This window comes from Vibrio sp. YMD68 (assembly GCF_029958905.1).
In the GTDB taxonomy this organism is placed as follows: domain Bacteria; phylum Pseudomonadota; class Gammaproteobacteria; order Enterobacterales; family Vibrionaceae; genus Vibrio.
In genome coordinates this window covers 1,058,802-1,071,613 of record NZ_CP124613.1, presented here as the reverse complement: position 1 = coordinate 1,071,613, position 12,812 = coordinate 1,058,802, and the positions used below count along the sequence as shown (strand labels likewise).

The following is a 12,812-nucleotide window of genomic DNA, read 5'->3' as shown; positions in this document are numbered from 1 at the left end:
GGCATGACTCACTGAGATTGCTCTAAAAACGGATTACGTGCTCATTAAAAAGGCAATCAATGGAATATTGATTGCCTTTTTAAATAGACGAAACGATTTCTATGATCCTAGTTGGACTGTCACTTTTCGGCTATTTCTCGGCTTGTTCTACCATAGATAATGCCACTGCCTCTGCAGCTTTAATACCATCTATGCCCGCCGACAAGATTCCGCCAGCGTAACCTGCGCCTTCGCCCGCAGGGAAGAAACCTTTTAAATTGATACTTTGGTAATCTTTGCCGCGTTTAATACACACAGGTGAAGAAGTACGGGTTTCAACACCAGTAAGAAGACCATCTTCAATCGCGAACCCTTTGATCTTTTTATCAAAGGCCGGAATCGCTTCACGAATGGCTTCCACAGCGAAGTCTGGCAACGCTTTCGATAGGTCCGTTAGTTTAATTCCAGGGGTGAATGATGGCTCAACGTTGCCGAGCTCGCTTGGATCGCGTCCTTTAAGGAAATCACCGATTTTTTGGGCTGGTGCATCGTAGTTTTCGCCGCCTAGCTTGTAGGCTCTGGCTTCTAACTCACGTTGCAGACGAATGCCCGCCAATGGGTCACCTGGGTAATCTTGTTCGGGTGAAATACCGACCACAATGGCACTGTTTGCATTTCGTTCTGCGCGTGAATATTGGCTCATGCCATTAGTAACCACCGCCCCTTCTTCTGAAGTAGCGGCAACCACGGTTCCACCAGGGCACATACAAAAGCTGTATACCGTTCGTCCGTTACTGCAGTGATGAACCAGTTTGTAATCCGCCGCCCCTAAAATTGGGTTCCCCGCGTTTTTACCAAAACGGGCATCGTCAATCATCGATTGCTTGTGCTCAATTCGGAAACCCACAGAGAATGGTTTTGCTTCCATGTAGACGCCACGGTCGTGCAGCATTTCAAAGGTATCACGTGCACTGTGCCCAATAGCGAGAACGACATGGCGTGTTTGGATTTCTTCGCCATTGGAAAGTGTTAACCCTGTAATTTGACCGTCGTCCATGTGGATGTCATCAACACGGGTGCTGAAACGAATTTCACCACCAAGTTCGATGATTTTGGCGCGCATCTTTTCGACCATAGTAACCAGTTTGAACGTACCGATGTGAGGTTTACTCACGTACATGATTTCCGCTGGTGCGCCCGATTCAACGAATTCAGTGATGACTTTACGACCATAATGTTTTGGGTCTTTAACTTGGCTGTAGAGTTTGCCATCAGAGAACGTGCCCGCACCGCCTTCACCAAACTGTACGTTTGATTCCGTATTCAGGGTTCGTTTGCGCCAGAAACCAAACGTATCTTTGGTACGCTCACGGACCTCTTTGCCACGCTCTACGATAATTGGGTTGAAGCCCATTTGAGCGAGCACGAGACCGGCAAATAAACCGCAAGGGCCAAAACCAATCACGACAGGGCGCTCGGTTTGAACGGCTGGCGCTTTAGCGACAAACTTGTACTCCATATCTGGGGTAACTTTTACGTGTGGGTCGCTGATGAACGCTTCCAGCAGTTCTGCTTCATTGTCGACTTCAACATCAAGAGTATAAATCAGTAAGATCTTCGATTTTTTACGCGCGTCATAGCCGCGTTTAAATAGATTAAATGAAAGCAGTTGTTCTGGCTTGATGCCTAACTTGGTAATGATTGCTGCAGAGATCGCTTCCTCTTCATGATCTAAAGGGAGCTTTATTTCAGTTAAACGTATCATGGGGTTCTCGATGTTGATAATAGGTGTCTTAGCACAGTCATCCAAATCTCTGATCACTAGATGACTAGATGACTAGATGACTACGCTCACAATGGCGCGCATTTTACGTGAAGTAGAGCGAAGTGTCATATACTTTAACGGAAATTAATCGGGGAGAATGAGCGTGCCAATCTAACAATTTTCATTTTAAGATGATTGTATTTTTATCAAGGATCAGTATCATCCCCCATCCTGAATTTGACTAATTAAGAGCGAGTCACCATGGCGTTCGTCGTAACCGATAACTGCATCAAATGTAAGTATACTGACTGCGTGGCCGTATGCCCAGCAGATGCATTTTATGAAGGTCCAAACTTCTTAGCGATTAGTCCAATTGATTGCATAGACTGTGGGTTATGTGTGCCTGAATGTAACGCTCAAGCTATTTTCCAAGAAGATGAGCTGGCTGATGATCAACAAGTATTCATTAAGTTAAATGAAGAGCTTGCTGAAATATGGCCCAATATCACCGAAGTTAAGCCTGCTATGGAAGAAGCGGAAGAGTGGAACGGGGTGGAAAATAAACTAGGGATGCTAGAGAAATAACCCGCGCACAAGTCAGCATTAATTTGATTTCTGCTCTTGTGTTTTTATCGTTCTGTAATGTTTCAATCTTTTGTTTTAATGGAAAAAAGCGTTAAGAAGCCACTTAACGCTTTTTTTTTACACGTACTTTTTTGTACACGCCCTTTTTTGTAAACGTACTAGCTACAAGGGCGATCTGTGCTGACGACGCCAGTTATCCAGGATGATCCCACTCGCCATCGCGACATTCAGTGATTCTGCTTCGCCAAAAGATGGTATGGTAATTTTGTCTGTCACCAGAGGCGATGCCTCACTGCGTATACCATGCGATTCACTGCCCATAAGTAAGATGCCTTCTGGCTTAAATGCAGTGTCATGGACGCTTTCCCCTTCAAGGAATGCCCCATAAACCGGTAAGTTAGCGCCTTTTAGATAAGCGGGTAAATCGACAAGAGTGACTTGAACGCGAGCAAAACTTCCCATGGTTGCACTGATGGTTTTTGGGTTATATGGGTCAGCGCAGTCAATGCTTGCGATAATGTGCTTAATGCCATACCAATCGGCAACTCTGATAATGGTTCCCAAATTTCCTGGGTCTGAAACGCCATCTAGGGCGATCATCATTCCTTTCGCGAATGGGGTTTCAGCCTCTGGCGTTTCAACAATCGCAATCGCCGCATTATTGCTTTTTAATGTGCTCACTTTGGTTAATTCATCGAGTGATGCTTCTACACAATCAAAGCCTTCCAATTGATGAGTATGTGCAGCGAGGAACTCAGCGGTGGCAAAGATATGTTTTGTGGTTAGAGAACTATGGATCAGTTCTAGGACATTCTTTTCACCTTGAACCAAGAATAGGCCGAGCGCCTTTCTTTGTTTCTTTTGGCTTAGAGCGCGAACAAGCTTTAATTGGTTTTTAGATATCATTTTTTTATCTCGAATAAAATCGCGTTCATTATAAGGAAAACAAAAAGGGACACAAACTGAAGATTTGATGACAGGCTGTAATGCGACCTAATAAATAACGCCAGCTAAGTGGGAATTGGAGCAGGACGTGATTGTAATCAATGAGTCTCGCCAGTAAAATTGTTCACGCTGAGCGTCACTCCTCAGTGAAGGAACACTCAGTCAAAAAACGCCGAACGACCATTTCGCAACACCATAAACCTAATAGGCATATCATGTTTCATGCACACGTTTACTTCCCGTTAAAAAATATCGCCCAAGCAGAAGCCCTAAAAGATCGTATTGATGCAGAAAGGCGAGATGTACTTAAGGTTTTCCCATTGAATATGGGCTTAGTTGGGCCGCATAAAATGCCCATGTTTGAAGTTCACTTTGCCAATGATGACAAAGGTTTCACGCAATGGTTGAATCAAGCGCGTGGTGACTTTCCTGTGCTTATTCATCCTATCGGTGATAATGAGCGGTTAGATCATACAGAACATGCCGTTTGGTTAGGCCGAGAATTAGGCGTATTTGAGGATAAGCTTTCTTAACGAATCTTGTTAAAAAATGAGGTTTTAAAATAAGAGTTAAAAAAAGGCCAATAACACGTTTACTGAGTTTTAGTAAACGATGCTAAAGGCCTTTGGGTGTGAGTTCGATGATTTGTTGGCAGGTGCCATCAGTAACTTTGGCTCAGCAATATTGTTTAAATAGTATTGCTCAAATAGGATTGTTATCCAGTTTGGGGCTCAGGCTCTTCAATAAGATTGTTAATCCATTTTTTGGATTGTATGCGTTGAGCGGTAAGGCAAATCTTGATGATCTCTTCTAGTAGGATGATCATCATAACCATGTGCAATGGCCAACCAAGGACAATCCCCGTAAAGTACGCAAGCGGTATACCGACAGCCCATTGTCCAAAGAGGTCGATGAATATACTGTATCTAATATCCCCGCCACTTTTTAAGACGCCACCAATCCCCACCATATTAAAGACTTTTAACACCATACCAAAAGCCATGACTAAACAAACATTCACCGCCATTTCTGGGTCACTGAGTGGGCTCTTCATCAAGACAGCGCTAATCAGTGGTGAGGCCAGTAAACAGATAATCGCCAGCAATAACGCCAATACACAGCTTGTAATAACGTACCACCACGATGTATCAGAGACACGCTGATAATTTTTAGCGCCAATTTCGTTACCCAATATGATGGAAGCTGCAACAGCAAAGCCGAGAAAAGCAGAAATCAGCACGCTTTCAATGGGGGCCAGTAATGAAATAATGGCAAGCTCTCCAACGCCAAGTTGGCCGACGATATAGCTGTAAACCAGAAGGCCGCCTGCCCACGCGGTATCGTGAATGATCATTGGTGTCGCGACTTTTATGAAACGCTGACGATGTTCTGGGCGGCGACCTTCTTGCCAACTTTTTCGATTTGGGAGTAAATGGGCGTAATGTTTCTTCACCATGTAGAACAGCATCAAGGTATGACATAAGCGAGAAACCGTTGTACCGATAGCCGCGCCTAACACTCCCAGTTCCGGAAACCCAAACAGACCAAAAATCAGCAATGCATTTAAAAAGGCATTAATAAAAATGGCGATAATGCTGACATTGGTCGGCATTTTTGCTTCGCCGACAGATCGAAGCGCCGCTTCCATAGGCACGACAACGGCAGTGAGCAACAAGCTGACGCCAGTCATCCATAAGTAATCTGTCGCCAGAGTAATGTACTCAGGATCCGAAGCGATAATAGACACCACGGTTGCAGGGGCAAAGGTATAGATCAGCACAAAAGGGAGCGTGACCAATAATGCCACCATCCATGTTTGTGCCAGTGTCCTAGTGACGCCCGCTAGGTTGTTGGCTCCAAAGTATTGTGAGGCTAGCACACTCACCGCACCACTGGTTCCGACAATAACGATTAAGTTGAAGAAAAAGATACGATTGCCGACACCTACCGCGGCTGTCGCTGATTCTCCTAGTTGACTCACCATAAAGATATCAACCACACCCAGCAGCGAAAACAGAAGACCTTGCATTGAAACAGGCAGCCCTATGTCAATGAGCTTACGCCAAAATTGTTTATCGAGCGTTTGGTAAGTGGTTAACATCGCAAAATTCCTCATCAGTGTTAATGAGAAGTTTAATTCCTGCCCAAAGAAAAGTATTGTCTCAATATATCAATAAGTTTTGCAAAACTATCATATTTCGTTGGTGCATATAGTGTGAATGACAAACAAGAACGCCTACTAATATCAGAAAAGACGCATCATGAGTTTATTGACCATACCCATGTAATGATGCTAGAGGAATATGGGATCATTCAATGTGGAATCGCGACGTGCAGAGATGTCTTTTCAATTTATAGGAAAAATCAACAGAAACACATGTTGCTTTACACTGTAAAAGGCAGGGGGTGGCTAGAAACAAATGGACGTCGCCACATACTCGAACCCAGCTCCGTTATTTCAGCTCCGGCTTCAATAGAAATCGGTTTTGGTATTGAAGAAGAAGATTGGCAGATAGCGTGGGTGTTTTTAGACATGAACAAAGAGTGGCCGGAAATTGTAGGTGATGAAGTTCAATACTCTTTAACGCCGATATCTGAAGTCATCTATGCGTCTATATTGGCGATGTTACGCTCGATTTCTCTGCCCATTGATCTCGGAGGTGCAGTAGGGAGAAGGGCGGTTGAGCAAATTGAGTTACTGATCAATGCTCCGATTAATTTAGAGCAATCGAGAACCAAAATACGGATGACGCGCGTATTTGATATGGTACAAAGGCAACTTCATAAAGATTGGACGGTCGCGCAGTTGTCTTCGAATTTGCCTTGTTCGGAACCTCACTTTCACCGTCTGTGTCAGCAATATTATGGACACAGCCCTAAAGTACACGTCATGAGGATGCGAATGGAATATGCTGCAAGATTACTCGTATCAACAGAATGGTCAGTTCAACATATCGGTGAAATAGTCGGTTATCCGAATGCGGCAAACTTCAGTACACGATTTAAAGCGTGGAGTAAGATGACGCCAAGAGTCTTTAGGAACACTGTGAGAGGCAGTTAGTCTATACTGCTGATTAGCCCTACCCAAAGTGAGGTTATAAGGTGTGAGCTTTTAAAGTAACAGCTCTAAAGTAAAAGCAAAAACGAATATTTTGATCTCAATCTTCTGTCTTTGTCTGTTTATGCCCGTCTGAGTCACGTCTAAAATCCAATTTTGTGCTAAAACTTAAAGAGTTAATCCGTCAATACTTAGAGGTGTTATGCAACTTTTTGCTGACAAAAAAGATCCTATTCTCGATGATGCAGAATTGTCACCGGTTGAGCACAGCCAAAAACCCTGGCGTGTGCTCATTGTTGATGATGATGAGCAAATGCATCAAATAACTCGATTGGCGTTGGCAAATTTTAAGTTTCAGAGCCGTCCATTAGAACTACTATCAGCATTGTCCGCAAGTGAAGCGAAGCACCTGCTATCAAATGAAGACGACATCGCACTCGCTTTGATCGATGTCGTGATGGAAACGGAACATGCTGGGTTGGACTTGGTTAGGTACATTAGAGAGCAGCAACAGAACTCATTAATTAGGTTGGTGTTAAGAACGGGCCAAGCAGGCCAAGCACCTGAAGATACCGTTATCCAAGAATATGATATTGACGACTATAAAGAAAAAACGGAGTTAACCACTCAAAAACTAAAAACATTGCTTTATTCCATGCTCCGTTCTTTTCGCGATCTTTGCTTAATAGAAGAACAAAAAACGGGCTTACGACGAGTGATAAAAGCATCCGCTCGGGTGCAAAACACCAGTAGCCTTCAAGAATTTGCATCGTCGGTACTCAGCCAGTTAACGTCCCTTTTGAAATTAGATACTTCAGCACTGTACTGTGTGGTTCAGCCTGGCCCTGATGCTGAGGCATCAAGAGCGTTTACCTTAGCTGCAACAGGCAGTTTCGTCGATTTGTATTATGACTGTGTATTAGACAAACTTCCTAAATTGGTGTCAGAGCGTTGTCGTGACGTTCTGAGAACAAAAAAAACAGCCAAATACCCTGATGCGTATGTGCTTTGTACCAATACCGATGAAGGTGTCGACAGCCTCTTATACGTCAATGTAAATCGACCTTTGAATCTTCTCGATGAGCAGCTTCTTCAGATCTACATGCGAAATATTAGCCTAACGTTTGAAAACTTAAATTTGTTGGTTGATCTTCGTGAAACCTCGAAAGAGTTGGTGAATAACCTAGCAAACGCGGTTGAAGCAAGAAGTCGAGAAACAGGAGCACATGTTCAACGTGTGTCCCTTATCAGTGGAAAATTGGCCGAGTTATATGGGTTATCGAATGATATTGTCGAGTCAATTAAAGATGCCGCTCCACTTCATGATATTGGTAAGGTCGCCATCCCCGACAGTATTTTGCATAAACCAGGTAAACTTGACGCTGATGAATGGGAAATCATGAAAAAGCACGTTGATTTTGGTGTCGATATTCTCAGTTCGTCAAAACGAAGACTCATCGTTACAGGCAAAGAAATAGCAGGAAGCCACCATGAAAAATGGGATGGTTCTGGCTATCCATCGAGTCTATCGGGCTATGATATTCCTGTTAGTGGAAGAATCGTCGCGCTTGCCGATGTATTTGATGCGCTTGGTTCGGTACGATCTTACAAGCAACCCTGGTCAGATGAAAAGATAAAGGAATTACTGGTTGCTGAAAAAGGAAAACATTTCGAACCTGAGCTTGTCGACCTGATGATTGATCACTGGCAGGATTTTATTCAGATCCGCAGTGACTTGCCTGATTAATACGTTTTTCCTAGAAGTCTAATAACTAGCGGTTTAGTAACTAGCGGTCTAATAACCAGCCGTCTAATAACTAACTTATTTGATCGTTAGGCTTATTGATTTTAAGTGCTGACGTTAACATTATTAACCTGGCTTATTCAGCAGGTATATTTTCAATGGACAGTGGCAGATCTTTAGGAATGATCAGAGTGAATTTGACACCCTGGCCAGGTTCCGATTCAAATTGAAGATCGCCACTCAGTTTTTGTTTAACCAAATTAAAGACCAAATTCAGGCCTAGCCCACTGCCTCCTTTTCCTCGTTTACTGGTAAAAAACGGTTCAAATATTTTTTGATGCAATGCACTTTCAACCCCACTGCCATTGTCGGTGTATTCGAGCACGATATCAGAGTCTCTTTGATGGAACCTAATTGAAATCATGGGATTATCGAAGTCTTCAAATGCGTGATTAATACTGTTCATCACAAGATTAGTGACGATTTGAGTCAGAACGCCAGGTAGGCTATTCATGACAATCTCGGCGTTGCCTGACACAACGGGTACAACAGGGATTCGTCTGGTTTCTGAATGAAGACTGCTCATCAGTGAATCAAGTACTTCCTTAACGTTGAAAAGAGTACGAACTTCAGACACTTGATCGACCGCCGTTTGCTTGAAGTCCTTGATGAGCTTGGCTGCTCTGTTAAGGTTTTGCTCAAGCATGCCGTTGCCTTCATTGAGTTGTTCCATCAGTTGACTGAATTGAGTACTCGTGAGTGTCTGATTTGAAAATGCGGTTGTTAATTCAGCGCTCACATCGCGAATCACTGAGGCTGCGGTCACTGAAATCCCGAGCGGGGTATTCACTTCATGGGCGACACCAGCAACAAGGCCACCAAGTGCGGCCAACTTCTCTGATTCTATTAGCTGCTCTTGTGTGGCTTGAAGTTGCTCCATACTCTGCTTTAAGTCTGCTGTCCTATCCGCTACGGTATGCTCTAAATTGGCATTGAGAGTCTCAAGTTGCAGCTGCGCCACTTTTAAGTCCGATATGTTAATGCTCGTACCTCGAAATCCAATGAATTTGCCATTAGAAAACCGTGCGAGCGCCTGAAAGAGCATATGATAAGTTTGCTCACCAATCTTGATCGTTTCTTCACATCGAGAAAAATCGGTGGATAATTTTACGCACCTTTTCAAATTCGACAGGTCGTTTAACTCGGGTACATCAAACAGGAACGGCTTATCAGAAGGATCAATGTTGAGAGACTTTGCCATGGATTCAGAGTAGTAGGTCAACTTTCCCAGTTCGTCGGTTTCCCACAACCAGTCAGATGAAACATGAGTAAAGTCACTGAGTCGCTCTTGTTCAAACTTAATATTATTGTAGAGCGTGGTGACATCGGCGGTGATTTTATTGGTTTCATATGCCAACCAATTTAGCTCATCGTCCTCTTCCATAATCCATTTTTTATAAAATAGGTTAAGTGGTTTTGACGGGTGCCGTGGGTTGTATTTTCTTAAATACTTTGCGATTAAGAATATTCGACGATTGATGCTTTCATGAAAGACCAGCAGGATAAGAATACACACAAAGGTGGTTTTGATTGAGTTGAAAATCAGGGTAATAAAAAACTGCATTAGCAGTGCGTCATAAATGGTCTTAGCGTTGGATTCTATGTAAATAGTACCGAGAAGCTCCGAATCTTCGCCGTCACGGCTCAGGTATTCTAAAGGGAAACTGACTGAAATGCGCTCATCTAGTACCTTGCTACCCGCATGGAAGGAGTAGTCGCCAGAGTCCACTTGCAGATAGTCAATCTTAGGCAAATTGACTAAACCGTCGAGACGTTCTTGTAAAACAACAAGGTCAAAATTCCACAAAGAAGAGGCCAATAATGGAGCATGGACACTTTCTATTTCGTAGTGTCGCTGATCAACAGCATTAAATTCACGATTATAATCCCAGTACAGTTGAATAAGCGTCATGATCAGAGTGATGGCCCCACTCAGTATCACCGTGATCAGAATAATTCGACGACCAATCCGACTATGCAGAGGGTTATTGATGCTCTGCTCAAACTGCATTTTGTTTTTCATGTACTACTCGTTGTGGTCGCCAGTAGTGTAAGTATAGAAGCTAGTCAGCATTTGGTACTATGCGCTACAGCACATAAGTAAAAGCACATAAGTAAGAATCGTCTCAGCTAGCGCAATTAATCTTTGCCAGAAAGGTCAGTTAGCCAATGTGTTTTAACGTTACTCTCGTCAATTCTACCTGGTTATTGCGCGTGAAGGCTTCAATTAGAGCCTCACTTCGTGGTATGTTCCAATTCAAAATGAAACCAATAATAGGGAAGTTAACAATATGGATTTAAACACATTTATTTCACAGCTTAAGCGAGAGCCTGAACTTATTGAATTTGAACAAACCATGAGTGTGATTGACGAAAATTTTCGTTTTACTCCCACCACATTTACTAACGGTAAAACACTCAATCAGGCAGGGCAGAATAATGGATCTTGTAAAATATTCGCGTTGGGTGAATTGCAGCAGCTTTCTATTGAAGAAACGCTTGCTTGCTTTGGCCGATTTTATCGCGAAGACGTATTGAAGCACCCTGAGGGTGACGATCATCAAAATATTCGAAACTTTATGGTAACGGGCTGGGATGGTGTTGAATTTGAAGCCGTTGCATTGGTGAAAAAAGTCTAGCGTTCTATTTATTTACGAACCAAGCTATTTACGAACTAATCTATTTGCGAACTAAGTTATTTACGAACTAAGTTATTTGCGAACTAAGCTATTTACGAACTAAGCTATTTACAAACCAAGCGTCTATTTCAAAAACCTAACGTCTGCTTTACTTATCTAACATTGAGCTTATATCTCACAACTGAACTTAAAGGATAGGCAGTGCACTTAGGCATTTCCGGCACAGGCAAACGTCACTGTCGGTAACACCTGCACTGTCTCGCCTTTCAATATCAAAGCACCAACAGGTACTTTTTCCACTCTCAATATCACACTGCGTTTTTGCACTGCAAAGAGGGCATTGGTGGCTGCTTTGCTCGCCGCGCAGTTCAGCCATAATGCTCGCTCTTTGATCATCACTATAGTTTGGCCATTGGGCTATTTCTTTTTTGGTTCTGTGGCATCCAATGCACACATCGCCAGGCGTTTTGCATACGCCTATGCAGGGAGTTTTACAGGGTGTATTCATTTGTGTCATTGCCTTGGAAAATAGGCCCAAAGTATACCAGAGAACGCAGGTCATGCTTATTGATTCTAGAAAAGCATAAAGCCTTGGTGTAGGATTGTCGGCCATTTTCTATTGGTGAAATCACTATGTTCATTGGATTTGATTACGGTACCGCGAATTGCTCAGTGGCGACCATGCAAGATGGGCAGCCAGTACTTCTTCCGCTTGAGGGTGATAGTTTTTACATTCCTTCGACGTTATGCGCACCGACGCGAGAATCTGTCTCAGAGCACCTTTTCCGTCACAGAAATATTTCTCCTTCTGATGCTGTCGGGGAGCAAGTATTGAGGCGTTCGATAGCGTTCAACCGAGAAGAAAGCATCGACCTTCAATCGGAAGATGTCGCATTTGGTCAATCTGCTCTGGATCTGTATTTAGATGATCCGAGAGATGTTTACTACGTTAAATCACCGAAATCATTTTTGGGGGCGTCAGGTTTACATGACGTTCAACTGAGTTTTTTCGAAGACCTCGTTTGTGCCATGATGGCCAATATAAAATCGCAGGCTGAATTACAGACACAGAAAATGATTGCTGATGCTGTTATTGGTCGACCGATTAACTTTCATGGGCGCGGTGGCGAGAAGGCGAATAAGCAAGCCGAGAATATTCTTGAAAAAGCGGCAAAGCGAGCGGGATTTGAGCATGTTGTTTTTCAATTTGAGCCCGTTGCAGCAGGGTTAGAATATGAAGCAACACTCAATGACAACATCACGGTTTTGGTTGTAGATATAGGCGGTGGTACGACCGATTGCTCGATGATAGAAATGGGGCCAAATTGGCGAGGGAAATCAGACCGTACGCAATCTCTTCTCTCTCATAGTGGACAACGGGTAGGGGGGAATGACTTAGATATACATCTAGCGTTCAGACAACTCATGGCACCTTTTGGGTTTGGTAGTCAAACTACGAGTGGTATTGAAATGCCCATTACACAGTATTGGAATCCAATTGCCATTAACAATGTAGAGGCTCAAAAAGAGTTTTACTCGCGATCCAATTTATCGGCGCTTAAAATGTTGGTGAAAGAAGCGAGTGAACCTGAAAAGTTGAATCGGCTTCTTCAAGTGTACAACGAAACATTGGGCTACAATATCGTCCGTCGAGCTGAAGAAGCGAAGATCGCCCTCTCTTCTGATCGTCATTATCAAGCCCACATCGATCTTCTTTCAGAAACGATCCAGGTTGATATCACCCAACAACAAATGATTGACGCGATAGAGCAACCGAAATCGAAAATGGCCGATCTTGTTAAAGAAGCGGTAAAATTAAGCAGCGCTCAGCCAGATGTCATTTTCATGACGGGAGGCTCGGCACGCTCTCCATTCTTACGCAAAGCGGTAGAAGAACTGCTACCGAATATTCCCGTAGTGAGCGGCAATTATTTTGGGTCAGTCACCGCAGGGCTGGCGAGATGGGCAGACATCTGCTTCAAGTAACATTCGTTAACCGTTAATCGCCAAGCACGGACAGTTAATGGTTAATAGTTA

General features: G+C 43.4%; 11 protein-coding genes. 6 read left to right on the top strand and 5 right to left on the bottom strand.

Going from position 1 to position 12,812, the window contains the following annotated elements; genetic code table 11:
* Positions 1-130: 130 nt before the first annotated feature.
* Entirely contained in the window at positions 131-1,744 is a 1,614-nt protein-coding gene (locus QF117_RS04800; protein WP_282385024.1) for an NAD(P)/FAD-dependent oxidoreductase, read from the bottom strand.
* Between the two features lie 261 nt (positions 1,745-2,005).
* Between QF117_RS04800 and fdxA the strand changes: the two genes are divergently transcribed.
* Positions 2,006-2,329 (top strand): ferredoxin FdxA, encoded by a 324-nt coding sequence (gene fdxA, locus QF117_RS04795; protein WP_017033643.1) that lies wholly within the window; start codon positions 2,006-2,008, stop codon positions 2,327-2,329.
* A gap of 162 nt (positions 2,330-2,491) precedes the next feature.
* Here fdxA and QF117_RS04790 read toward each other — a convergent pair whose 3' ends face one another.
* Positions 2,492-3,235, bottom strand: a complete 744-nt coding sequence (locus QF117_RS04790; RefSeq protein ID WP_282385019.1) for an RNA methyltransferase — start codon at positions 3,233-3,235, stop codon at positions 2,492-2,494.
* A 254-nt stretch (positions 3,236-3,489) separates the two neighbouring features.
* On the opposite strand from QF117_RS04790, the gene QF117_RS04785 reads away from it, so the two are divergent.
* Positions 3,490-3,807: a DOPA 4,5-dioxygenase family protein gene (locus tag QF117_RS04785; protein ID WP_282385018.1), complete on the top strand. Its 318-nt coding sequence runs from the start codon at positions 3,490-3,492 to the stop codon at positions 3,805-3,807.
* A gap of 182 nt (positions 3,808-3,989) precedes the next feature.
* Here QF117_RS04785 and QF117_RS04780 read toward each other — a convergent pair whose 3' ends face one another.
* Positions 3,990-5,375 carry an MATE family efflux transporter gene (locus QF117_RS04780; protein WP_282385016.1) on the bottom strand — a complete coding sequence of 462 codons (1,386 nt, stop codon included), beginning with the start codon at positions 5,373-5,375 and terminating at the stop codon, positions 3,990-3,992.
* A gap of 114 nt (positions 5,376-5,489) precedes the next feature.
* On the opposite strand from QF117_RS04780, the gene QF117_RS04775 reads away from it, so the two are divergent.
* Together QF117_RS04775 and QF117_RS04770 are read left to right on the top strand one after the other, a co-directional pair.
* Positions 5,490-6,335 (top strand): AraC family transcriptional regulator, encoded by an 846-nt coding sequence (locus tag QF117_RS04775; protein WP_282385015.1) that lies wholly within the window; start codon positions 5,490-5,492, stop codon positions 6,333-6,335.
* Positions 6,336-6,534: 199 nt separating this feature from the next.
* Complete coding sequence (locus QF117_RS04770) at positions 6,535-8,079, top strand: DUF3369 domain-containing protein (RefSeq protein ID WP_282385014.1); 1,545 nt, start codon at positions 6,535-6,537, stop codon at positions 8,077-8,079.
* Between the two features lie 133 nt (positions 8,080-8,212).
* Here the strand turns inward: QF117_RS04770 and QF117_RS04765 are convergent, their stop codons facing one another.
* Positions 8,213-10,159, bottom strand: a complete 1,947-nt coding sequence (locus QF117_RS04765; protein WP_282385010.1) for an ATP-binding protein — start codon at positions 10,157-10,159, stop codon at positions 8,213-8,215.
* Between the two features lie 268 nt (positions 10,160-10,427).
* Between QF117_RS04765 and QF117_RS04760 the strand changes: the two genes are divergently transcribed.
* Positions 10,428-10,775 carry a HopJ type III effector protein gene (locus tag QF117_RS04760; RefSeq protein WP_282385008.1) on the top strand — a complete coding sequence of 116 codons (348 nt, stop codon included), beginning with the start codon at positions 10,428-10,430 and terminating at the stop codon, positions 10,773-10,775.
* A 187-nt stretch (positions 10,776-10,962) separates the two neighbouring features.
* On the opposite strand, the gene QF117_RS04755 is transcribed toward QF117_RS04760, so the two are convergent.
* Positions 10,963-11,283: a cysteine-rich CWC family protein gene (locus QF117_RS04755; protein WP_282385006.1), complete on the bottom strand. Its 321-nt coding sequence runs from the start codon at positions 11,281-11,283 to the stop codon at positions 10,963-10,965.
* A 125-nt stretch (positions 11,284-11,408) separates the two neighbouring features.
* Here QF117_RS04755 and yegD point away from each other — a divergent pair, with 125 nt between their 5' ends.
* The gene (yegD, locus tag QF117_RS04750) at positions 11,409-12,761 is read left to right on the top strand and encodes a molecular chaperone (RefSeq protein WP_282385004.1); all 1,353 of its coding nucleotides are present in this window, start codon (positions 11,409-11,411) and stop codon (positions 12,759-12,761) included.
* Positions 12,762-12,812 lie beyond the last annotated feature (51 nt).